A 22,952-nucleotide genomic window follows, 5' to 3' on the forward strand; every position below is an offset into this window, starting at 1 on the left:
TGGCGTTCTGCTTGAAGACCGCGACGGCCTCGGCCATGGCGCCGATCTCGTCTTCATGATCCTGGGCCGGGATCTCGACCCCGTGATCGCCGGCGGCGAGACGCTTCATGGCGTCGGTCATCGCGCGGATCGGCCGCGCGATCCCCGTCCCGATGAGCCAGGCGATCGCGGCGCCGAAGCCCAAGGCGACCACGACCACGACCGCCACCACGATTTCCAGCGTCATGAGCAGCGCGTTCGCACGCGCCCCCAGTTCGGCCTCGCGCGCCTGATTTTCCTTCTTCAGGCCGTAGGCGATCTCCATCACCTGCGGGCCGATGACGTCCAGTTCCCCCCGGATGATCGCATTGCGCGCCGTGATCGCGTCATAGACCTGCGTGAGCGCCTGGGCGTAGCGTTTCTCGCCGTCGAGGAACCGCCGGGCCAGCTCCCGGCGGGCGGGGTTCCTCAGTTCGCTCAGCATATCGGAGGCCTGCGCGTCCAGCTTCTCCAACTCCTGCACGGCGCGCTCGAAATCCGCCTGCGCGGCGCCGGTCACAAACTTCTCCACATAGAGGCGGGCCAGCAGGAAGCGCTCTTGGACCTGCGCCGCCTCGAAGGCGGCCCTGGCGTCGTCGTCGGCGTTGGCGCCGCGCATGATGTCCGTGAGGGTCGCGGCCAGCTCCGGGCCGAGGGCTGCAAGCGTGTCCTGAACAAGCTCCTGGCGGCGCGTCTCACGCACGACGGCCTCTTCAAAGGCCGCTTTGTAGGCGGAGATCTTCGCCTCGACCTCGTCCAGCTGCGCCAACTTGGCCGGGTCGTTGAACAAGGCCCGCTTGGCGGTCAGCTCCTCCAGCAGCGCCGTCTCCTCCGCCCGCACCGCCTCGGCGGAGTCGGGCGAGGGCGTGATCATATACGTCTTCACCGCCAGTTGCGTGTCCATCATTCCCGCGGCCACATTCGCGCTGGCGTTGGCCTCGGCGGCGAGTTCGCGATACTGCGCGAACAGGCCGCCCCCCTTCATCATGCCGACGACGCCGACGCCGCCGGTTATCAAGAGCAAGACGAGCACGATCGCGAAGCCGCCAAAGGTCTTGGTCGGGATCCGCACTCTTTTGAGAAACTGCATGGCGGCTCTTCCTTACGTGATCGGCAATATCGCCAGAGCATTTTCGCCGTTATTTTGTTAATAAATAAATAATATTCGTGAATACAAAAGCATTACAGTTGTTCGATACTTATACTCAAAGCCGTTATGGGAATTTCGGCGCTTTCTATCCAACCTTTTAATATTAGTTTTTTAGTACTGTTTCTTCAGCCGGCGGCGGTATTCGGCCCTGAGCGCTGACGCTCGTTCCCATTTTATTTTTAGGGGTTTGCCGAACGCGGCGACCGGCGCCATGCTGCGGCGAATGAGGCGGAGCGCCCCGACAATGACCCCCACCCGTCTGCTTCTTCTCTATCTCGCCGCCGTCGGCGCGCCGCTCTTGCTGGCCGCAGCGAGCGACCGGCCGCCGCGCGGGCTCGGCGACGAGCTGGCCGCGGGGGCCGGGATGTCGGCCTTCGCGATTCTGTTGCTGGAGTTCGTCCTGTCCGGGCGGTTCCGCGCGCTGTGCGCGAAGGCCGGCATGGATCGTCTGATGCGGTTTCATCAGCTGGCGGCGCGCGCCGCCTTGGGCCTCGCGCTCGCCCATCCGCTGCTCTACGGGGCGCCGTTCCAGGTCCCCCTGCCTTGGGATCCGAGCCGGCAGCTGACGCTGGTCGACGACGGGCGGGGCTTGGCGACCGGCGCGGCCGCGCTCGTCTTGTTGATCGTGCTGGTCGCGCTTGGGATCGGACGACGCCAAGCGCCCTTCTCCTACGAGACCTGGCGGCTGCTGCACGGGCTCGGGGCTTTGGCGACGGCGGGTTTCGCGCTCCACCATGCGCTGTCGGCGGGCCGCTACAGCCAAGACCTCCCGCTCGTCCTGCTGTGGAGCGGGCTGGCCGGCGCCGCCGGCCTGTCGCTCCTCTGGATCTATCTGGTCAAACCGATCGCTCAGCGCCGGCGGCCGTGGCGGGTCTCGGGCGTCCGTGCGTTGGCGGAGCGCACCTGGGAGCTGACGGTCGAGCCGGAGGGGCATGCGGGCCTCGCCTTTCGGGCGGGCCAATTCGTCTGGCTGTCGGTCGGCCGCAGCCCCTTTTCGCTGGCCGAGAACCCGTTCTCCATCGCCTCCGCCCCCGCCGAGGGGCCGAGCCTGCGCTTCGTCATCAAGGAGCGCGGCGACTTCACCCGGCGTGTAAAGGACCTCACGCCCGGTACGCGCGCCTATCTCGACGGACCGGTCGGCGCCTTGACGGTCGACGGACGCGAAGCCGGCGGTCTGGCGCTGATAGCGGGCGGCGTCGGCGTCGCACCGCTCTTGTCGATCCTCCACCAGCATCGCTCCGAGCGCGACGCGAGGCCGCTGCATCTCGTCTACGGCAACCGAACCGAAGACCAAATCGTCGACCGCGCGGCGCTCGCCGAGGCCGCGCAGGCGCCCCAGATCGAGACGACCTTCGTCCTCTCGGAACCGCCGGAGGGTTGGACCGGCCGCACCGGCGTCCTCGACCCGGCGCTCATCCGCGAGCTTTTCGGCGGCCAGGATCATCGCGATTGGCTCTACGTCCTGTGCGGGCCGCCGGCGATGATCGAAAGCGTCGAGGGCGCGCTGCGCGCGCTCGGCGCGCCGCCGGAGCGCATCCTGGCGGAACGGTTTCAGTACGACTGAGTCGGTGCGGCGATCCCGGACGCGGCGCCGTCGCCCGCCGGCGCGCCCTGCGGACCCGCGAGCGCGCGCCCGACGGTCGTCGACGGCGCGTGTCTCGTCGTGACCTCCGCAGCCCAGGCTTGCCTGAAGTCGCCGCACGTTGATTTTCGTTTAAATTTCATTTGCACACATATCGAAACCGATTCTAGCTTCGCGATCGGGAAGCGAACGAAAGCGAAAGCAACGCGTGCAAAAGCGCAGGGCCGGGCGCGGGGCGCGGCGCTCGCGCGGGGACGGATGCGGCGGGACATGCTCTCTGAACGGCGGCAGGACATTCTGGCGAAGGCGCGCAGCGACGGCCGCGTGACGGTCGACGGCTTGGCGGGCGCTTTCCGGGTCACGCCGCAGACCATCCGCCGCGATCTGACGGATTTGTGCCGCCGCGGTCTGTTGACCCGCACCCACGGCGGCGCGACGCCCGCCGACAGCGTCGCCAACGTCGATTACGAGGAGCGCCGCAATCTGGCGCTGCCCGAGAAGACCCGCATCGGGCTGGCTGCGGCCGCGTTGATCCCGGAGAATTGTTCGCTGCTGATCAATATCGGCACGACGACAGAGCAGGTTGCGCGCGCCCTTTACGACAAACGCCGCCTCGTCGTCATCACGAACAATCTGAACGTCGTGAACATCTTGAGCGGCTCCCCTTCGAAAGAGTTGATCCTGGCCGGCGGCGTCGTTCGGCAGAGCGACGGCGGCGTCGTCGGCGAGGCGGCGGTCGATTTCATCCGCCAGTTCAAGGTCGATTGGGCCGTGATCGGCGCTTCCGCCTTGGACGAGGACGGCGCCGTGCTGGATTTCGACTACCGCGAGGTGGCGGTTGCGCGCGCAATCTTGGAAAACGCGCGCCGCCGCGTGTTGGTCGCCGACCGTCAAAAGTTCGAGCGCACGGCGCCGGTGCGCATCTGCGGGCTCGACAGAATCGACTATTTCGTCACCGACGCCGAACCGCCGCCGCGCTTCGCGGCCGCTTGCCGGCGCGACGGCGTCGAGGTGCGGGCGGCGCCGGCGGATCTTCACACGGCCGTCAGGGAGAGCGCCCATGCCTGAACGCCGCGCCGGCGAACGACCCGACGACGCCTCGGTCGTGGACGTCGCCGTCATCGGCGGCGGCGTCAACGGCTGCGGCGTCGCCCGCGACGCGGCCGGCCGCGGTCTCAGCGTGTTGTTGGCCGAGCAGGACGATCTCGCGCAGGGAACCTCCTCCGCCTCAACCAAGTTGTTTCACGGCGGGTTGCGCTATCTTGAGCATTACGAGTTTCGGCTGGTTCGCGAATCGCTGATGGAGCGCGAGACGCTGCTCAAGGCGATGCCGCACATCGCCTGGCCGCTGCGATTCGTACTCCCGCACCACAAGGGATTGCGGCCGGCCTGGCTGCTGCGGGTCGGCCTTTTCATCTACGATCATCTGGGCGGGCGAAACCTGCTGCCGCCGACACGCGCGCTCGATTTGCGGCGCGATCCGGCCGGCGCGCCGCTCAAGGACGCGTTCGTCCGCGGCTTCGAATATTCTGACTGCTGGGTCGAGGATTCGCGGCTTGTGGTCCTAAACGCCCGCGACGCCGCCGACCGCGGCGCCCAAGTGCTGACCCGCACCCGGGTGGAGGCGGCCGAGCGCGTCGGCGGTCTATGGCGGATCGTTCTATGCGAGCGCGGCGGCGAGCGCACCCAGACGATCTACGCCCGCTCGCTGGTCAACGCCGGCGGCCCTTGGGTTCAGGATGTGATTCAGAATCGGCTAAACTGCAAATCTGGGGAACGAATCCGGCTTGTGCGCGGCAGCCACATCGTCGTCCGAAAGCTGTTCGATCATGAGCGCGCCTACATTTTTCAGCAGACCGACGGGCGGATCGTCTTCGCGATACCCTACGAGCGCGATTTCACCCTGATCGGCACCACCGACGCCGACCATCCGGGTCCTCCGTCGGAGGCGGTCTGCACGCCGGAGGAGCGCGACTATCTGCTCGCCGCCGTTTCCGGTTACTTCGAGAGGGCGCCGACAGTCGACGACGTCGTCTGGACCTATTCCGGGGTTCGGCCGCTCTACGACGACGGCCGGTCGTCGGCCAGCAAGGCGACGCGCGATTACGTGCTGAAGATCGAACGGCCGACCGCCGACGACGCGCCGCTGCTGAACATCTTCGGCGGCAAGATCACCACCTACCGTCGCCTCGCCGAAGCGGCGACGGCCAAGCTGACGGCATTCTTCCCCGACGCCCGCGGCCCCTGGACGGCCGGCGCGCCCTTGCCCGGCGGCGCCTTTCCCGTCGACGGCGTCGACGCTCTGATCGATCAGTTGCGCGGCGAGCATCCCTATCTTGCGCCCGATCAAGCGCGGCGTCTCGTCCGCGCCTACGGCCTCGACGCCTTTGCGATGCTGGGCGAGGTCGAGAGCGCCGCCGACCTCGGGCGCGACTTCGGAGCGGGCCTGCGCGAGGCGGAGGTGCGCTGGCTGGTGCGCCGCGAATGGGCCCGCACCGCCGATGACGTCCTCTGGCGACGCTCCAAGCTGGGGCTTAAGGTCGACGCGGCCGGCCGCGACGCCTTGGCCGACTTCCTGGCGCACGAGGCGCCGGCCCTGGCGCGCGCTGCGGAGTAGATCCGCCGGCGAACACCGATCGCGGGCGCGCCGCCGACGCCGAGCGCGCCCGGTCCATAGGGTGAGGGAGACCCCGATGAGCGACTCGATCTTGGCGATCGACCAGGGCACCACGTCGAGCCGCGCGCTGCTGTTCGACGCTCGGATGAACGTGATCGGACTCGGCCAGGAGGAGTTCCCACAGCACTTCCCCCGCCCCGGTTGGGTCGAGCACGATCCGGCGGATCTCTGGTCGACCACCGCCGCCGTCATGCGCGAAGCCGTCGAGCGCGCCGGCGCCGACGAGTCGCGCATCGCCGCTATCGGCATCACCAACCAACGCGAGACCACCCTGGTCTGGGAGCGTGACAGCGGGCGGCCGATCCACAATGCGATCGTCTGGCAGGACCGCCGCACCGCCGACGCCTGCGGGCGCCTGAAAAAGGAGGGCGCCGAGGAGGCGGCGCGCGCGCGGACCGGGCTGCTGCTCGATCCGTATTTTTCGGGAACGAAACTCGCCTGGCTGCTCGACACTGTCGAGGGCGCGCGACGCAAGGCGCGCGACGGCCGGCTGCTGTTCGGCACCGTCGACAGCTACCTCATCTGGCGGCTGACCGGCGGGGCGCGCCACGTGACGGACGCGACCAACGCCTCGCGCACGTTGCTCTACAACATCGCGGAAGGGCGCTGGGACCCTGAGATGCTGCGGCTGCTCGACATCCCGGAGGCGATGCTGCCGGAGGTGCTGGACAGCGCCGACGATTTCGGCGAAACGCGCCGCGATCTCTTCGGCCGCGCCATCCCGATCCGGGGCGTCGCCGGCGACCAGCAGGCGGCGATGGTCGGGCAGGCCTGTTTCCGACCGGGCATGGTGAAGTCGACCTACGGCACCGGCTGCTTCGCGCTGCTCAACACGGGGCGCCGCCCGATCGCCTCCGAGAATCGATTGCTGACGACGATCGCCTATCGGCTCGACGGCGAGACGCAGTACGCGTTGGAGGGATCGATCTTCATCGCGGGCGCGGTCGTGCAGTGGCTGCGCGACGGGCTGAAATTGATTCGCGAGGCGGCGGAGACGGAAAGCCTGGCCCGGAAGGCCGCCGACGACCACGGCGTCTATCTCGTGCCGGCCTTCACCGGTCTCGGCGCGCCTTATTGGGATGCGGAGTGTCGCGGCGCGCTCTACGGCCTGACGCGGGGCGCCGGCCCCGCCGAAATCGCGCGCGCCGCGCTGGAAAGCGTCGCCTTCCAGACCCGCGACCTGATCGAGGCGATGCACAAGGACTGGGCGGCCGCCGGGCAGAGCGGCGCGGGCGGCGACGGGGCGACGGTTCTGCGCGTCGATGGCGGCATGACGGCGAACGATTGGATGATGCAATGCCTGGCCGACATGCTGGGCGCGCCGGTGGACCGCCCGCAGGTGCTGGAGACGACGGCGCTCGGCGCGGCCTGGCTCGCCGGGCGGCAGGCCGGCCTCTACCCCGACCGCGACGCCTTCGCCGACGGCTGGGCGTTGGATCGGCGCTTCGATCCGACCCTCGCGGCCGACGAGCGCGAACGACGCTACGCCGGCTGGATCGACGCCGTGCGGCGAACGCTGTCGTCGTGAAGCCCTCAAGCGAGCGCCGGACCCTCCGGAAGCAAAGCGCCAAATCGTTGTTTTTTCTTATAATTTCTGACTATTTTTACACGATCCCGCTAAGGCGCGAGGGGGCGCTCTGTTAGAGTCCCAGGGGCCGTTGACCCTGGGAGAGGCGATTGACCACACTGCACAAGCGGACCGCGCACGCGATCGTCAATCTGTTCGAGACCGGGACGCCCTTCGGCGATTACGGGGCCGTGACGCTGTTGCCGGGCGACACCGGCAGACTGACCTACGGACGCGCGCAGACGACGATCGCAAGCGGCAATCTCGCGCTGCTGATCGCCGACTATTGCCATCGCGCCGACGCCGCGCTGGGGCCGGCGCTGCAGGCGTACCTGCCCGCCCTCGAGCAACGCGCGCACAGCCTGGACGAGGATGCGCGCCTGCACGACCTGTTGCGCCGGGCCGGCGGCGACCCGGTCATGCAGGAGGCCCAGGACGCCTTCTTCGACCGCGTCTATTGGGAGCCCGCGATGCGCTCCGCCCAGTTCATCGGGGCGACGCTGCCGCTTTCGTTCGCGGTGATCTACGACAGCCGCATCCACGGCTCGTGGCATCGCCTGCGCGACCGCGTCAATGCTGAGCGAGGCCCGCTCGCAGAACTGGGGGAGCAGGACTGGACCGCCGCCTATGTCGCGACCCGGCGCGCCTGGCTGGCGGGACACGCAAACCGGCTGTTGCGGCGCACCGTCTACCGGATGGACAGTTTCCAGCAGTTGATAGAGGCCGGGAATTGGCGACTCACGCTGCCGATCACGGTGCGCGGAACCGTACTGGACGAGGCGCTGTTGACGGGCGGACCGCCGCAGCGCGCCTCCGCGATGGAGCCTGAGGATCGGCTTTTGAAGTTGGAGCGGCCGTTTCTGCAGGGTCCAGACGTCGAGGCCTTGCAGCGCGCGCTGGCCGAGGCCGGGCTGGAAGTATCCGTCGACGGCGTCTTCGGGCCGGGCACGGAGCGCGCCGTCATCGCCTTCCAGGCCCGCGAGGGGCTGACCGTCGACGGGGTGGCCGGCCCCGCGACCTTGAGCGCCCTCGGCGCGCTGGAGGCGGCGTGACGGCGGCGCCGCGCGACGAAGCGAAGACCCTCGCCGCTGCGGTCAAGGAGGCGGCGGCGCGCGGATCGCTGCGCGTCGAAACCGCCGCGGGCGAGGCCTGGGTCGTCGTCCCGCGCATCCGCACCACGGGCGCGACGCCCTTCGGCCCGGAGTCAGCGGGGCTGTTGTCGCCGCCGGTGCGGCGTGCGGCCTATTCCGACCGAACGGCTTGGTTGATGGCCGAACTCGCGCGGCTGGCTTATGAGCCGTTCGAGGAGCGCGGCGAGGCCGTCGGCCCCTTCCTGGAGGCGTTGCGCCAGGCCGGCATGACCTTCGAGAACGGCGTCACCGACCCGGAGACGGACACCCAGGCCTTCGTCGTCACCCTGCCGGATCGGTTCGTGGCGCTGGTTTTTCGCGGAACGGAGAAGAACTTCACGGACATCCGCGTCGATCTGGACGCGCGTTTCTTGAAAACGCCGGCCGGCAAGGCGCATCGCGGCTTCATGGAGGCGTTCGAGAGCGTCGAGCCTGCGATCCGCGACATCCTGCGCGAGACGCGCCCCGACCTGCCGCTGTACGTCGCCGGTCACTCGCTCGGAGGCGCGTTGGCGAGCGTCGCCGCGGCCGCCCTCGACGATGAATTCACCATCGGCGCTTGTTACAGCTTCGGCAGTCCGCGCGTCGGCGACGCGGAATGGTCGTCTGCAATCAAGGCGCCGGTTTATCGGGTGGTGAACGGCGCCGACGGCGTGCCGCTCGTCCCGTTGAGCGGCCTCGCCCGACCGATCCTGGAGGGGCTGCCGAGCTTTCCGTTTCTCGGTTTCCTGCGCGCTCCGATCAATCGGCTGAAGCGCGCCGGCTATGTCGGCTTTCAGCATGTCGGCGACACGCGCTTCATTCGGACGGCGGGAGAGAGCGCGCAGCTCGCGACCGGAAGCGCCGCCGCCTTCGCGCGTCTCCGGCATCTCGCGACCTCGACGCTGGTCGGCCTGATCCGGCTCAACCCCGCCAAGCTGTCGGGCTACTACCAGGATCATTCGATCGCCCGCTACGCCACGCTCCTGCGCAAGATCGCGATCGCCCGCCAAAGCCTCGGGCGGTCGTAAGCGGCGCTCAGAGCGTCAGCTGGATCGTCGTCGCCTCGCGATCGATCAGACTGTCGGCGACCGGCTCCTGCGCCGTCACCGCAGCCGCCGCGTCGGGGCTTTCGATCGGCGCGCCCTCGGCCGTGCGAAAGGCGATCGTCAGCCCCAGCAGGTCCGCCGCCGCCTGCGCCTGCGCGACGGTGGCCGGCCCGCCGCTCCCAGCTTGCACGAAGTTCGGCGTGCGGCGCAGATCGGCCGCCCCGCCCGGGGGCGGCGCCGGCTTGATGGTGAAGGTGATTTTCGCCTGGGTCTCGGCGTCGAAGCCGTAACGGTTGCGATAGCCCGCGTCGACCGGCGCGCCGTAGAGGCGCGGCCTGGTCAGGCGCGTCGGACCCGCGAAGGCGCGGCGCAGGATCGGGTTCGCCGCAGGGTTGGTTCGAGGATCGGGCGCGAGCGTTCGCGGCTCCGGCTCCTGCGACAGCGAGAGCGCCATCGTCACCTCGCCGGTGGTCTCCGGCAGGACGTAGAATGTGGGCTGGTAGCCGATCGCGCGCATCGCCTCGACGGTCTCGTCCCCGCCTTGGGCGTAGAGGTCCAGGGTCTGGCGCAGCGACGCCTCGTCCAAGGCGGCCTGCGCCGCCGCCACGCCTTCCCCGACCGAGCGGATGATGTCGCCCAGCGGCGCGGCGGCCGCCTCGCGGGAGATCTCGGACAGTTTCGGCGGCATCGCCGGGCTCCTTCCTTACGCTTGATTACCCTTGGCCCGAAACGTCCGGGGCTTTGAAGACGACCATGACGGCGGTCCCCTTGGGGGCCGGCGTCCCGGCGGCGGGCGCCTGGCGAAAGGCCTGTCCGACCGCGACGCCGGCGGCGTCCGTACGGCCGAGGGCCGGCTGGGCCTGCAGTCCGACGCTGGACAGCACCCGCTGCGCCGCGCTTTCGGTGAGGCCGGTCAAATCCGGCACGAGGGTCCCTGGGTCGCGCGCGGGCCTGTCGTCCTCAGCGGCGGCGTCGTCCGGGAAATATTCGAGGTGGATGTCCGACAGCGCCGACGCCGCGCCCGGTTGTTTCAGCATTTCACCGGTCGGCAACATCACGCGCGCGCCGGCGCCGCCGACCATCGCCTTCAAGTTGACCTGCACGCGGCCGAGCTTGAAGCCGGCCTTGCGGTTGGGCTTGGCGGCTGCGCTCAGACTGCTGACCAGCGTGTCCTGGAGGCTGTCGATTTGCACCTCGCCCTTCAGCTGCTGCTCCAAGCTCTCGGCCTTCGAGGCGGCCTCCTCGCGCTGCGCGCGCTCGCGCTCGACGACGCTTTGCAGAGACTTGATCTGCTGCTCGCGGTTGGAGAGCAGCTGGCGCGACTGCTCCAACTGCGCTTCGATCTGACCCAACTGGTTCGAGAGCTTCGCTTGGTTGAGTTGGGTCAGAGAGATCAGCTGGTCTTTGTGCTGCAGCAATGTCGGCGTATCCATCGTGCGCTCGGCCTCCTCGGCGGTCGCCGCCGTCTCCGCCTGGTCGTCGTCGCCCTGCCGCCCGCCGCCGCGCGCGAACTTGAAGCCGTGCTTGAAGGTCTTGAGCTGCATGTTGACGCGCATGCTCTCGGCGATCGCGACATCGCGGCGCCGGGGCAGCGCGGCGAGCGTCCGCTTTTTGCCCCGGGTTTCCGGCAGCAGTCCGGCCGGATCGAAGGCCTCGTCGTCAAGCCACTCGACTTCGCCGAAATCGTAGATCAGCGTCTGCCGGTTATCGGCCGTCGCCATCCGCGCCCCTTCCGCGACCACCCGTCGACCGCCGCCGTTTTCGACGGCGCGAAGCGCCTGCGCGGCGCCCATGGCGCGTCGCACGGTTTCGACGACCCGGCCGTCGCGCGCGCTCGTCGCCCGGTGGATCGTGATCCAACGGCCGGATTGCAGGTGGAAGAGCTGTATCGCCAGCGCCACGCCGGCGCGCCCCTTACCCGCCTCGTCAACGAGGCGCAGGGCGATGCGGATCTGACGCGCGCTCATCGGGTCACCACCACGCTTGCGTCCACGCCGGCGCAGGTCGCGACGACCACGAAGACGGCGCCGCGCGGCTCGCTCGCGCCAAGCGCGAGGTCTATCGCCGCGGCCCCCGACGCGTCCGTCAGCGTCTCCGCGAGACTTACCTGCGTGCCCGCGGCGCGCTTGGGCTTGGCGTCGGCGGGGGAAAGCTCGGCGCTCGCCGCCCAGTCGATGTTGAACTCAACCCGCCGGTCGGCCAGCACTTCGCCGGCGCTGTTGGCCGCCTCAAGCCGGAGCGGACGGCGGCGCGCGCTTGCGCCGTCCGACAGTTCGAGGAAGGCGAGACGCGGCGTCGGTTTGCCGTCGCCGGGAGGGACCGAGACGATCCGGCCCGAGACCTTGGAGCTGATCGAGGAACTCGACGCGCTCGACCCCGCCTTGGGGCTCGACCCGCCGGCGCCGCCCTTCAGCGACGTGACGCTCAAGCGCTGCGCAAGGGCGAGCTTGGTGACCGGCGTGAAAGAGACCTTCGGGCGCACGACGGACGTGGCGCCCGCGCCGCCCGCGCCTTCGCCCTCGGTCTTGCTGGCGGTCAGGTCGACCGTGATGTCGAAATCGACATAGGGGACGTGATAGCGCGCCTGCGGCCGTCCGAAGGCGTCCGCCATCGGCAGGTCGTTCAGCGCGTCCTGGGCTTCGCGAACGCCGTCGGCGACGGCGGCCAACAGCTCCTCGATCGACCCGGCCGCGAAACGCGATTGGCTCATCGGCCTCCCTCCTGGTCTCGCCTCTCCCGGCGGCGCTCAAGCGCGCGGGCGCGGCGGCGTTCGTCTCGTTCCTCTTCGGCGCGGCGCTCCCGACGGCGCTCCAGAAAACGCGCGCGCAGCGCCTCGCGCCGGTCGGCCAGCGCCGCAACGCCGCCCGTCTCGACCGACAGGAGGCGCGCGGCGCGCGCCGCGTAGCCGCGCCCCTCGCTCAACGGATCGAGGACCCGGGCGCGTCCGCGGTCGGCGAACGCCTCCATCGTCTCGCGCGGCCCGTCGAGACGGCTGCGGATCGCCTTGGACGCCGCCGCCGGCCCGCCCAACAGTCGATCCGCCTTGTCCAGACCGCCGCGCAAGGCGGCGGTGTCACGGTCGAACGCGGCGAGATCGTCGGCCGAGCCCTCCCGCGCGATGCGCGCGCGGCCTTCGTCAAGCTGGGTGGAGAGCGACCGGGTCTCGGCCTTGGCGCGCTCCAGCCCGGCGGCGACGCCGCCAGCCGCCCGGCCGACGCGGCCGAGAGCGCCGCGATCGACAGGCGCGTCGCGCAGGCGTTCGTCGAGCGCCGAGCGCAAACGATCCGCCGCGCCCACCGGGCGGCGAAGAAACCGATCAGCCGCCGACCGCGCGACGGAGGCCGCATCGGAACCGGTCCGGTTCGATCTCTCCCGCACGCCGTCAGCGGCGGCGTTGGCGGTCGTGCGCGCGTCCTCGCGCCGGCGCTCCCAGGCGGCGTGGGCGCGCCGACGGGCGGCCAGGGGCTCGACCGGGTAGCGCGGGTCCGGCGCGTCTGCGCCGGTCAGCGTCTCCATCTCGGACTGCAGCCGACGCCGCTGAGAGAGCAGCCGTCCAAGCCGTGGGTTGAGCGCCGCCGCCTCCTCCAAACTTTCGGGCGGACGCGGCGCTGCCGTCCCGTGCGCGTCTCCGTGCGTCTGGGCTGCGGGCTGAAGGTCGCGCCAGGATCTGCCAGCCATGGCCGATCGCTCCTCTTCTTAGCTCTCGGCCTCGTCCGGTCCGTTCAGGAAGGCGCGGACGCGTTCCTCCAGAATGGCCGGCGGAGGAACGGGCACCAGCTTCGTGCGCATGAGGGAGCTGCCTTCAGCCGAATATTGATATTTGGAGGAGTAGCTGGCCGAGACCGAGGTGACGCTGATCTTCCCCGCCGCGAAGAAGGGCAGGGCGACGCCGCCGCCTTTCGCCGTCACGGTCTTGCGGCTGCGCGTGGAGGTCCGCTCGGTCTGCATCGAGATCGACATCTTCAACTCGATGACCGTGTCGGCGAACTGATAGAAGTTCGGCGTAAAGCCGAGCTCGAGAAGGCTGTATTCCTTGCCGTCGACGAACTTCACCAGATACTGGCGATCCTCGTCCCCGCCGGCCGGGTCGTCGGCCTCGTCCTCCTCGTTGACGGCGTAGCCGGCCATCATCCGCGCGATCTTCATCGAGACGAGATCGAGCTCCAACTGCGCCTCAGCGATCCCGACGCCGAGATTGCGCACCATCTGCGGGAACGGAACGTTCAGCAGATCCTGTCCGACGGTCATTTCAGCGTCTCCTCATCCTCGTCCGGCCGCAGCCGAAGGCCTTCGGCCCAGCCGATCAGCCTCACGCGGGCGCGTCCTCGCGTTTCGCCTCGCGCCGCGCCTCCTCCTGCTCCATGACGCCGCGGATGCGCTCCTCCAGGATCGGCGGCGGCGGCACGGGCGAGAGCTTGGTGCGCAGCAGGCTCGCCCCTTCGGCGGTGTAGGAGTATTTAGAGGAATAGGCGGCGTCGACCTGGCTGGTGCTGACGCTGCTGCGCTTCGATCGCTTGCTTCCGAAAATGGCGCCGAAGACGCCCCCGCCCTTGCGCGCGCGGCTCTTGTCGGTGCGCGTCTTGCTGCGGGTGACGCTGTATTCGCGCTCGCGGGTGATCTTGATGGCGATCTTCACCTCGATGATCGTGTCGACGAACTGATAGAAGGTCGGCGCGAAGCCGAGCTCCAGCATGGAGACGCGGGTCGGCACGCGCACTTCCTCGTCGTCGCCGCGGCCCGAGACGATGTCGCCCACGATCGAGGACATGACGTCGCCGCCTCCGGAGACGGCGTCGTCGGCCGCCGCCGTCGCCTTGGCCTCGCGCACGCTCATATACTCGTGGCCGAAGAAGACGCGGCTGTCCTCGAAGGTCGTTTCGCCCTCATCGTTCACAATCGTCTTCAGGCCGCCCATCATTTCGGCGACTTCGACCGAGTTCTCGTCCAGCGCGTACTGCGCCTCCGCGATGGCGAAGGCCATGTCGCGGATCATGTCGCCCATCGGGACGTTCAACAGTTCTTGGCCTATGGACATCGGGTCCCTCCTCTCAAGTGCGGTCAGTCTTCCGCGGCTTCGGTTTCGAACGTGCGCCGCAGGGCGGCGACGAACGGCTCAGGCGGCGGCAGCGAGACGAGCCGCGCGGCGATCGAGCTCTGCCCCTCTGCGGAGGCCGAGTATTTCCGGCTGTAAGAGACGTCGACGGAGGCGCCGAACATCACCGGGCCGGCGAAGCCGCCGACCTCGGCGCCGACGCTGATCCCGAACTCGTTCGACTCCATCAGGGTGAAGCTCAGCTTGCTCTCCACCGTCGCTTCGGTGAAGGCGTAGAAGGTCGGTTGAAAGCCGAGCGAGATCAGGTTGAAGGTCTCGTCCCCGATCTCGACCTCGGACGCCGCCATCTGTTGCGCTACTTGCACGGAGTTCCGGTCGAGCGCCGCCTGCGCCGAAGCGATGGAGACGCCGAGCTGTTCGATGATCGTCGGCAAGGGGGCCGAGATCAGCGCGCGGGTCAGTTTCGGCGCGACCGCCACGGCCTAGTCCTCCCGATCTTCGGAGAGGAAGGTCCGCATGGTCTCCAGGAACTCCGGCGGCGCCGGGACGGACACCAAGCGGGCGGAGACGGCCGAGTTGCCGGTCACGTCCATGTCGAAGCGCCGGCGATAGTCGACCCCGAGCGACGCCCCGACCGCGACCGCCCGATTGCCGCTGCGGCTTTCGGTCTCGCGCTCGGTGCGGCTGCGGGAGAACTGCTCAGTGACCGTGACGTCGCTGCGCCCGGACAGCCTCACGTCCTCGGTCGAAGAAGTGACGAGCTGCAGGCGGAACCGGTCGCCGCGATTCATCAGCGTGACCACATGCCCCTGCGGCGAGGCCAGGACGCCGAGGTCGCCGTCGGCGTTGACGGCGCCGGCCAGGTTGGCGGCGAAGGCTTCGGGGCTGTTGGCGGCGTGACCCGCCGCCGCGCCGCCCTCCAGCGGAAACCCGACGCCCTTGATGGTGACCGTTCCAGCGAGGCCCGCCAGATCGACCGGCCGATAGAGGTGAACCCATCCGTTGCCGGCCGCGCCGCCGAGCTTGTCGGGCGCCACATTCTCCAACGCCGCCGCGCCCAGCGCGCGGACCAGCACGTACAGCGCTCCGGATCGGAATTCGAGGAAAACGATCCGGTGGTCCGGGTTCCGCTCGCCGTCGTCCGCGTCGGCCCAGATGTCTTCGCCGAGCCCGCGGCTGGAGAGCTGGCCGGCGGGCACGCCGGCGTCGATCAGATAGCGCTCGACGGCCTCGGCTCGCGAGAGCGAGAGCGGATCGTTGCGCGACGGCTCGCCCGAGCGGTCGGCCGCGCCGCAGACCGTGACCTCCTCGCCCGTCTCCTTAAGCAAATCGGCCAGGATCTGCAGCATCCGGAAATTGCGGTAGCGGCCGACGTCGGCCTTCAATTCGGCCTTGTTGTGCTCGAAGGCGGCGGCCAGCAGATAGGGCGGCTGACCGGGAATGAGAACGCCGCTCTCGAAGCCCTCGGCGGCGTCGATCGCCTCGCTCAGCGCGACGGCGTGCGCCTCCTTGCTGGCGGAGCGCGGCACGGTGAGCGTAGTCTCGTCGTTCAGCACATATTCGACGGCGGCGCTCGGGCGACTCGAAATCCGGATGAAGCCGCGCGCATGGCCGGCGCCGACGAAGGAGACGGCGTTGGGCGAGACGACCACCTTCTCCGGGTCCGCATCCGTGGTCGGGTTGACGGGCGTGCGCTCGGCGGAGGGGATCACGGTGTCGACCGACCCGCCCTCGCGCAGCGCCTCGGCGAGGCTGTGGATGCGGCCCAGCGGGTCGTCGCCGGCGAGGTCGAAACTGCGGCCGTTAACCGACAACGCGCCGACGGTCGTCGCCTTAATCTCGACCTCGGCGCTGCGAGACCGGCTGGCGACCCGGGTTCCGCTCGCGCGCTCGGTTTCGGCCCGGTCGCGGCGCTCCTGGCTGGTCTCCCCGTCGCGAAAGCTCCCCTCGATGCCGAAATCCAAGCCGAACTCCTTGCCGACCTTGAGGCTGAGCTGCAATGAGCAGGACACGTCGGCGTGCTGGAAATGATAGAAGGCGGGCTGCAGGCCCATCTCCAGCAGCGTGCGTCCGCCCAAGCCCTCGATCGGGGCGATGAAGGCGTCCAGCTGCTCCACCGAATTCACGTCCAACGCGCGTTGCGCCTCCGCAACGCCGAGACCCAGCGTCGTCACGAATTCGGCGACGCTCGCGTCCATCAGAATCTCACCGGGCCTCAGCCCATCGTAATCATCCGCCATCGTCGCCTGCTCCTTATCCTATGGGGCTCGCCTATCGGCCCGACGGTAGAGGGGAGGATGCGGCCTCGCGCGCCGGCAAAGGCCGCGCCAGCGAGGCCTCGACGCGGTCCGCACGGACCACGAAGGCGTTGTGCCGGCGCTGGCTCTCGCGCACGCGGCCGGCGTCGACCGCATAGCCGCGCGCCAGCCAGCCGCGCAGCTCGACCGCCAGAGGCGGCGCCTCGGGACCAGCGCGATCGACCGCTTCCTCCAGACGCTTCCGCGCCTCCTCGGCGCGCCCGGCTTTCAGCAGCACCGCGCCGAGACGCGCCAGCATGGCGGCGTGATCGCGCTTGTGGATCGCCGCGTCGGCAGAGAGGCCCGCATAGTGGGCGCTCGCCTCTTCCAGGAAACGGATCACCGGCTCGTAGCTTTCCTGCGCCTCCAGCGCTTCCATCACGCATTCTGTGTAATGTCGGAAGAAGACGTCCGGCGCTTTTGACGAGACGGCGAGCCGGATCGCTTCCCGGTAATGCCGCAGGGCTTCCTCGTAGCGTCCGGCCAGCGCGTGCAGCTTGCCTTGCTCGGCGAGGCCGAGATGCAGGATGTGGGGGCTTGGCTCGCTGTCGCTCACGGCCCCGCCTCCTCGTATCGGACCGCGACGCCGGCTTCCTCCAACACCGCTCGGGCGAAGCGCGCCTCCAATTCGCTCAACGCCGGCGTGCGATATGGCGGGCGCGGATCACCGGTCTCCGCGGACAGCCCCAACCCCTTCAGCGCTCGCATGGCGCGGTCGGCGTCTTGCCCGGCGTCGATCCGCAAATGCAGGCGCTGAAAGGTGACGAGACGCGCCGCCGCCTCAAGGCCCGCCGCTCGGTATAAGGCCGCCTCCTCGGCCGCCTCCTCGGGACCCAGCCCTTCGACGAGCGTGATCGGCAGGGCCGCGAAGACGGTCTCCAAGATTTCCGCCGGAACGCCCGCGCGCTCGATCAGAAGCGTTCGCCCGGCCGCCGTCGCCGCCGGGGCGGTCAACACCAGATCGTACCGGGCGAACCGTCGGTCGAGAGCGCGAAGCTCAGCCCGTCGATGGCGTCGCCACAGCTGATCGGCGCGCGCGGCGTCAAGATCGGCCGCCAGCACCGGAAACGCCTCGGCGGGGGCCGCGCTGGCTCCCGCCTCTCGACGAACGGCCTCCCGGCGCGCCGCCGGCAAACCGTCGTCGATCAGGTCGTAACGCGCGTCAGACAGGGGCGCGGCGACGACCTCCGCCGGTTCTTCGGCGAGGCGCCGGGCCAGCGCGTCCGCCGTCGCCCGGCTGACCCGGCCCAGGACGAGCCCCGGCGGCGCCGTCAGCTGCGCCAACGCCTGGGCGTGGGAGGCGCCGATGAAACGGCCGACCAGCGCGGCGACGGACGGCAGCCGGCGCGCGTCGCGCATATGGATGGCGACGTCCATCAGCGCCTGGGCTTCGGGCCTGGGGCTATCGGCGTCGTCGATCCGAACCGACAACCCGATTTCAGCCAGAAGCGAGGCCATCCGTGTCGCGATGTCCGCGCTCAAGCCGTCCGCCAGGACCGCCGGCGCCCGGTAAAGCGCGGCCGCGACGCGCTCCGGCGCCACGCGCAAGCCGCGCGCGACGCTCGCGACCGCAACCGCGTCCGCGGTTCCAATCGAGTCGACGACCAGGCGCCGCGCGCCCTGATCCGCGCCCTGATCCGAGCCTTGGGCCGCGCCCGCTATCGGGCGCTCGCTGGTCTGTCCCGACGTGGTGTCCTGCAACATCGCCCCCTCCGGGCTTGACCCCGCACGCCCCGGCTTCTTGTCCGGCCGGCGCACCGCTTCAAGTATTCCTATGGTGGGGTATTTTGGTGTGCGCTCAAAATAATTTTATTTATCGTCTATTAATTTGGAATTGCTTTTATTTTTTCTATCAAAATCAATAAAATGCCGAATTATATATTTACAGACTCGCCGCAGGATCGGTCGGTCGCCCGACGATGTCGGCCTCCGCCCTGGATCGAGCGGATCATCGAACGCCGGATCGGAGACGTGAGCGGCGAAACATCGGGTCGAGCGTCCGGTCGGTCTTTGCAAACGCCGAGTCGACGTCGACGATGCGCCGTCGATCTTGCCGCGCTTGAACGCCTAACGGACGCCTCGCACCCATGAACCCGTAGGGCGCGGCGCGGTTCTTAACGACGCTTCTCTTCGATAAATAATTGTTTTCGCTTAAAAAATGGTGGGCCCGGCAGGACTCGAACCTGCAACCAAACCGTTATGAGCGGTCCGCTCTGACCAATTGAGCTACGGGCCCGCGGGCGCGGCGGGTAGGGTTGCATAGCAGGTTGTCGCGCGAGCGAAAAGACGCTGCAACAGCCGCCGCTTGGCGGCGCTGCGGACGGGTTCTATGCTGCGCCGCCATGGTTGAGAGCGCATCGCCCGAAACCCGATCCGTCGCCTGCGCCGGGGTCTCCTTTGACGTGAGCCTGCCGCGCAAGCTCGACCGCGACTATTGGGCGAAGGTCGAGGCGGGCCGCTGGGAGCCGGAAACCTTCCGCCTGTTCCGCGCGCTGCTGGACGCCCGCGCGCTGGGTCGCGCCACCCGCCTCGTCGACATCGGCGCCTGGATCGGTCCGACCGCCCTTTACGCCGCCGCGCTGGGCGCCGAGGTGACGGCGTTCGAGCCGGACCCGGCGGCGCTCTCGGTGCTGCGCGCCAACCTGGCCCTCAACCCCGCTCTGGCCGCCCGCGTGCGGGTCGAGCCGACAGCGCTGGACGCGACCGGCGGCGACGCCGACGGCTGCGTGACGCTGGCCAGCGAAGAGCCGGGCAACAGCATGTCGGGCCTGTTTCGCGACGCGCCGGAGCGAATCCGCGTCCCGGCCGCGACGCCGGGGGCGGCGGGGCTCGAGCGGCTGTTCGCGACTGCGGATCTGGTCAAGCTCGACATCGAAGGGGGCGAGTTCGCGCTGCTGCCGGCGTTGGCGGCGATTCTGGCGGCGCATCGGCCGGTCATGCATCTATCGCTCCACGCGCGGTTTCTGCCCGAGACGCGCTTCGCCCGCGGCGAGCGCCGCCGCCTACAGCAGGAGGCGCTTGCCGCTTTGCCGACCTATGCGCACGGCTATTGGGCGGAGAGAGGCGTCTGGCGGGCGCTCGACGATCCGCGCACGGATCTCGCGCGGCGCCTTGAGGGGGAGGCGGCCGGCGGGCGCGGCCTCGACGGTTCGATTGTGTTGAGCGACCGGACGATCCCGGAACTCACGGCCTGACCGACGCTCATCCGTCCAAGAGGGCGAGCAATCGCTCCAGCGGCGCCGGCGCGGCCGGCAGGCCGAGCGACAGCGCGAAATGCCCCTGGTCGCGCAGAAACCGGTTGCCGCGCGGGACGCCCCAGGCCTCGCAGCGCTCAACGCCGGTCTTGTAGGGCACGACCTGATCCTCCCGCCCCAAGGCGACCAGAATGCGCGCCGGGTCCAGCGCCGGGGGCGCGTCGCCGGGCGGCTCGAAGATCGGGCGCAGGTCGGCGATGCGCTCCTGCGTCCAGCCGTGATCGGCAAGCGCGTCGGTCGCGCCGATCCCCTGCGTCAGCGCGCCCTTGAAGACGGTCTTCTCGACGCTGGAGGTGGGCGAGACGAGAAGCGCCGCGTCTGGGCGCGCCGCCTCCGGCCATGATCCGGCGTGCGCCAGCGCCAACTGGCCGGTCAACGCCCCAAGACTGATCCCGAGCAGGCCGACCGACACCTCCCAACGCTGGCGCGCCCACGCGATCAGCCGGGCCAGTTCCGGGACATGATGGCGGAAGTAGCCGACCAACCCGGCCGGCCCGCGCGCCACCATCACCTCGCCGCCGTAGCGTCCGCCGTGGCGGCCGTGCGGGCGCCGCCGTCCGTGCCAGGGTCCCTCCGGTAGCAGCACCGCGCAGCCGGAGTCCAGAAGCCATTGGGTCAGCGTCGAGTAACCGCCCCAGTAATCCTCCTCCATACAAACGCCATGGGCGATCACGATCACCGCCCGCGGCGCTCGCCCCGCGGGGCTGAGCGCCACCGCGCGGGTCGGCCCGGGCGACAGGTCCGTCGCCTCCGCCGGCCCGTCGGCGCGCAGATAGCGCCGCTCGACCCGGTCGCCGGGAACCGCGTGAGAAAGCCGCAGGCGCGGCGCGTCTTGTGGAATCCTAAAGGCGTTCAGCGGATCGGCGAGGCGCGCCGCCTCCGCGGCGGCGACGGCCTCCGGCGGCTCGACCGCAAAGCGCACGGCCGGAAAGCGCGCGCGCATCTGCTGCACGCCGAAGAGCGTGCGCAGGCCCATATACTGCACGGCGCGGCGGTCGCGCTCGCGGGCGAGCTCGCGCAGGCGGGCGGACTCAGGCGCGGTGCGGTGGAACAGGGCGGTCTCGAAGGCCGCTTCGGCCTCCAGATAGGCGCGCCGTCCCCGCGCGAAGAGCGCCAGCGTCGCGCGGCTCGGCGCGTCCTCGCGAGCGCCGCCGCCGACCGCGGCGAGGAAGGCGGCGCGCGCGTCGCGCCCCTCTTCGTCGGCCGCGGCGGCGGCGTCTGCGGCGGCCCAGGCGCGGCTCAACGGGAAGATCAGGGAGGTCACCAGCGGCAACGACACCCGGTCGTACCAGGGCCGCCAGAGAAGCCGGCCTAGCGGCCCGCCGCGCAGGAAGGCGGCGAGGTCGTCACGCATTGTCGCGAAGAGCCTCGGGCCGGCTCAATAGTCGAGGAAGCTGCGCAGCTTCCGCGAGCGGCTGGGGTGCTTCAGCTTGCGCAAGGCCTTGGCCTCGATCTGGCGGATGCGCTCGCGCGTCACGGAGAACTGCTGACCGACCTCCTCAAGGGTGTGGTCGGTGTTCATGCCGATGCCGAAGCGCATGCGCAGCACGCGCTCCTCGCGCGGGGTCAGCGAGGCGAGGACGCGCGTCGTCGTCTCGCGCAGGTTCGACTGGATCGCGGCGTCTGAGGGCAGCAGCGCCTGCTTGTCCTCGATGAAGTCGCCGAGATGGCTGTCCTCCTCGTCGCCGATCGGCGTCTCGAGCGAGATCGGCTCCTTGGCGATCTTCAGGACCTTGCGGACCTTCTCCAGCGGCATCTGCAGCTTTTCGGCCAGCTCCTCCGGGGTCGGCTCGCGGCCGATCTCGTGCAGCATCTGGCGCGAGGTGCGCACGATCTTGTTGATCGTCTCGATCATGTGCACCGGGATGCGGATGGTGCGGGCCTGGTCGGCGATCGAGCGGGTGATCGCCTGCCGGATCCACCAGGTGGCATAGGTGGAGAACTTGTAGCCGCGCCGGTACTCGAACTTGTCGACCGCCTTCATCAGGCCGATATTGCCTTCCTGGATCAGGTCGAGGAACTGCAACCCGCGGTTCGTGTATTTCTTGGCGATGGAAATGACGAGGCGCAGGTTGGCCTCCACCATCTCCTTCTTGGCGATGCGCGCCTCGCGCTCGCCCTTCTGCACCATCGAGACGATGCGGCGGAACTCGGCCGTCTCCAGGCCGGTCTCCGAGGCAAGGCTCTGGATCTCCAGGCGCAGCTCGCGGATCGTCTCCTTCTCGGAGGCGACGAAGTTCTTCCAGCCCTTGGAGGCGAGATTGGCGACCTTGCGGATCCAGTTCGGATCGAGCTCGTTGCCCTGGTACTGCTTGAGGAAGTCGCCGCGATCGACGCCATGGCTGTCGGCAAGGCGCAGCAGGCGCCCCTCGTAGCCCATCAGCCGCTTGTTGATGTCGTAGAGCTGCGCCACCAGCGCGTCGATGCGCTGCTGGTTGAGCGACAGGCTCTTGACGTCGACGACGATGTCTTCCTTGAGCTTCTTGTAGCGACGCTCCTGGGACGGCGACAGGGTCTTGTTGGCGAGCTTGTTCTCGACCAGCTGGTCCTGCAGGCGGCGCAGCTTCTTGTAGTCGTCGGCGATGCGGTCGAAGGTCTCCAGAACCTTCGGCTTCAGCTCGGACTCCATCGCCGAGAGCGAGATGTTCGCCTCGAACTCGTCGTCGTCGTCACCCTCGCCCTCGCCTTCGGTCTGGCTCTCGCCCTCGGCGCCGTCCTCGCCCTTGGCGCTGCTTTCGCCCTCGCCATCCTTGGCGGCCGGACGCTCGCCGTTGCCCTCGCCCGATGCGGCGGCGGTGCTGTCCTCGTCGCCGTCCTCGCTCTCCTCCTCGGCGCCTTCCGGCTTGAAGTCGGGACCCGAATAGGTCGCCTCGAGATCGATGATGTCGCGCAGGAGGACCTTGCCCTCGTTCAGTTCGTCCCGCCAGATGATGATCGCCTGGAAGGTCAGCGGGCTCTCGCAGAGGCCCGCAATCATCGCCTCGCGGCCGGCCTCGATGCGCTTGGCGATGGCGATCTCGCCCTCGCGCGACAGCAATTCGACCGAGCCCATCTCGCGCAGATACATGCGCACCGGATCGTCGGTGCGGTCGGTCGGCTCCTTCTTGGTCGTCGTGGCGCGACCGCGGTGCCGGCCTGTTCGGTGAGTTCGGTCGATTCCTCCTCGCCGCCGGCATTGGCGCGTTCGCCCTCGCCG

At 69.3% G+C, this 22,952-nt stretch carries 20 protein-coding genes and 1 tRNA gene; 7 read left to right on the forward strand and 14 right to left on the reverse strand.

The annotated features are described in order from the left end of the window. Positions 1–1,108 (reverse strand): HAMP domain-containing protein (locus RIB45_RS18005; protein ID WP_350051986.1); only part of this gene is annotated, 1,108 nt, incomplete at its 3' end. 304 nt (positions 1,109–1,412) lie between these two features. On the opposite strand from RIB45_RS18005, the gene RIB45_RS18010 reads away from it, so the two are divergent. The 6 genes from RIB45_RS18010 to RIB45_RS18035 all read left to right on the forward strand — a co-directional run bounded on the left by RIB45_RS18010 (position 1,413) and on the right by RIB45_RS18035 (position 9,134). Next, complete coding sequence (locus tag RIB45_RS18010) at positions 1,413–2,732, forward strand: ferredoxin reductase family protein (RefSeq protein ID WP_350051987.1); 1,320 nt, start codon at positions 1,413–1,415, stop codon at positions 2,730–2,732. Positions 2,733–3,020: 288 nt separating this feature from the next. Then, entirely contained in the window at positions 3,021–3,818 is a 798-nt protein-coding gene (locus RIB45_RS18015; RefSeq protein ID WP_350051988.1) for a DeoR/GlpR family DNA-binding transcription regulator, read from the forward strand. Next, positions 3,811–5,367 (forward strand): glycerol-3-phosphate dehydrogenase, encoded by a 1,557-nt coding sequence (glpD, locus tag RIB45_RS18020; RefSeq protein ID WP_350051989.1) that lies wholly within the window; start codon positions 3,811–3,813, stop codon positions 5,365–5,367. Before RIB45_RS18015 ends, glpD begins: the two co-directional genes overlap by 8 nt. Before the next feature lie 76 nt (positions 5,368–5,443). After that, positions 5,444–6,955 (forward strand): glycerol kinase GlpK, encoded by a 1,512-nt coding sequence (glpK, locus tag RIB45_RS18025; RefSeq protein ID WP_350051990.1) that lies wholly within the window; start codon positions 5,444–5,446, stop codon positions 6,953–6,955. Positions 6,956–7,104: 149 nt separating this feature from the next. Beyond that, positions 7,105–8,046 carry a peptidoglycan-binding protein gene (locus tag RIB45_RS18030; RefSeq protein WP_350051991.1) on the forward strand — a complete coding sequence of 314 codons (942 nt, stop codon included), beginning with the start codon at positions 7,105–7,107 and terminating at the stop codon, positions 8,044–8,046. Beyond that, positions 8,043–9,134 carry a lipase family protein gene (locus RIB45_RS18035; RefSeq protein WP_350051992.1) on the forward strand — a complete coding sequence of 364 codons (1,092 nt, stop codon included), beginning with the start codon at positions 8,043–8,045 and terminating at the stop codon, positions 9,132–9,134. The genes RIB45_RS18030 and RIB45_RS18035 overlap by 4 nt, the downstream gene beginning before the upstream one ends. 7 nt (positions 9,135–9,141) lie before the next feature. Here RIB45_RS18035 and RIB45_RS18040 read toward each other — a convergent pair whose 3' ends face one another. From RIB45_RS18040 to RIB45_RS18090, 11 genes are all read right to left on the reverse strand, one after another. Continuing rightward, positions 9,142–9,840, reverse strand: a complete 699-nt coding sequence (locus tag RIB45_RS18040) for a hypothetical protein (protein WP_350051993.1) — start codon at positions 9,838–9,840, stop codon at positions 9,142–9,144. A 25-nt stretch (positions 9,841–9,865) separates the two neighbouring features. Further along, on the reverse strand, positions 9,866–11,119 hold the full coding sequence (locus RIB45_RS18045; protein WP_350051994.1) for a PASTA domain-containing protein: 1,254 nt from the start codon (positions 11,117–11,119) through the stop codon (positions 9,866–9,868). Beyond that, a complete protein-coding gene (locus RIB45_RS18050) occupies positions 11,116–11,862 on the reverse strand; it encodes a hypothetical protein (RefSeq protein ID WP_350051995.1) in 747 nt (248 codons plus the stop codon). The genes RIB45_RS18045 and RIB45_RS18050 overlap by 4 nt, the downstream gene beginning before the upstream one ends. Then, positions 11,859–12,830 carry a hypothetical protein gene (locus RIB45_RS18055; RefSeq protein ID WP_350051997.1) on the reverse strand — a complete coding sequence of 324 codons (972 nt, stop codon included), beginning with the start codon at positions 12,828–12,830 and terminating at the stop codon, positions 11,859–11,861. The genes RIB45_RS18050 and RIB45_RS18055 overlap by 4 nt, the downstream gene beginning before the upstream one ends. Positions 12,831–12,848: 18 nt before the next feature. Further along, a complete protein-coding gene (locus tag RIB45_RS18060; RefSeq protein ID WP_350051998.1) occupies positions 12,849–13,400 on the reverse strand; it encodes a hypothetical protein in 552 nt (183 codons plus the stop codon). Positions 13,401–13,461: 61 nt separating this feature from the next. Then, on the reverse strand, positions 13,462–14,187 hold the full coding sequence (locus tag RIB45_RS18065; protein ID WP_350051999.1) for a hypothetical protein: 726 nt from the start codon (positions 14,185–14,187) through the stop codon (positions 13,462–13,464). 23 nt (positions 14,188–14,210) lie between these two features. Then, positions 14,211–14,684, reverse strand: a complete 474-nt coding sequence (locus RIB45_RS18070) for a hypothetical protein (RefSeq protein ID WP_350052000.1) — start codon at positions 14,682–14,684, stop codon at positions 14,211–14,213. Positions 14,685–14,687: 3 nt separating this feature from the next. Then, positions 14,688–16,445 (reverse strand): OmpA family protein, encoded by a 1,758-nt coding sequence (locus tag RIB45_RS18075; RefSeq protein WP_350052001.1) that lies wholly within the window; start codon positions 16,443–16,445, stop codon positions 14,688–14,690. Positions 16,446–16,476: 31 nt separating this feature from the next. Further along, positions 16,477–17,058: a tetratricopeptide repeat protein gene (locus RIB45_RS18080; protein WP_350052002.1), complete on the reverse strand. Its 582-nt coding sequence runs from the start codon at positions 17,056–17,058 to the stop codon at positions 16,477–16,479. Further along, a complete protein-coding gene (locus tag RIB45_RS18085; RefSeq protein ID WP_350052003.1) occupies positions 17,055–18,206 on the reverse strand; it encodes a hypothetical protein in 1,152 nt (383 codons plus the stop codon). The genes RIB45_RS18080 and RIB45_RS18085 overlap by 4 nt, the downstream gene beginning before the upstream one ends. 455 nt (positions 18,207–18,661) lie before the next feature. Then, positions 18,662–18,738, reverse strand: a tRNA-Ile gene (locus tag RIB45_RS18090). Positions 18,739–18,844: 106 nt separating this feature from the next. Here RIB45_RS18090 and RIB45_RS18095 point away from each other — a divergent pair. Continuing rightward, positions 18,845–19,696, forward strand: a complete 852-nt coding sequence (locus RIB45_RS18095; protein WP_350052004.1) for an FkbM family methyltransferase — start codon at positions 18,845–18,847, stop codon at positions 19,694–19,696. A gap of 7 nt (positions 19,697–19,703) precedes the next feature. Here RIB45_RS18095 and RIB45_RS18100 read toward each other — a convergent pair whose 3' ends face one another. Beyond that, positions 19,704–21,110, reverse strand: a complete 1,407-nt coding sequence (locus RIB45_RS18100) for an alpha/beta hydrolase (RefSeq protein WP_350052005.1) — start codon at positions 21,108–21,110, stop codon at positions 19,704–19,706. A 24-nt stretch (positions 21,111–21,134) separates the two neighbouring features. Next, the coding region (gene rpoD, locus RIB45_RS18105; RefSeq protein WP_350052006.1) for an RNA polymerase sigma factor RpoD at positions 21,135–22,952 on the reverse strand (1,818 nt) is incomplete at its 5' end.

This window comes from Marivibrio sp., from assembly GCF_040218065.1.
Lineage (GTDB): Bacteria > Pseudomonadota > Alphaproteobacteria > UBA8366 > Aestuariispiraceae > Marivibrio.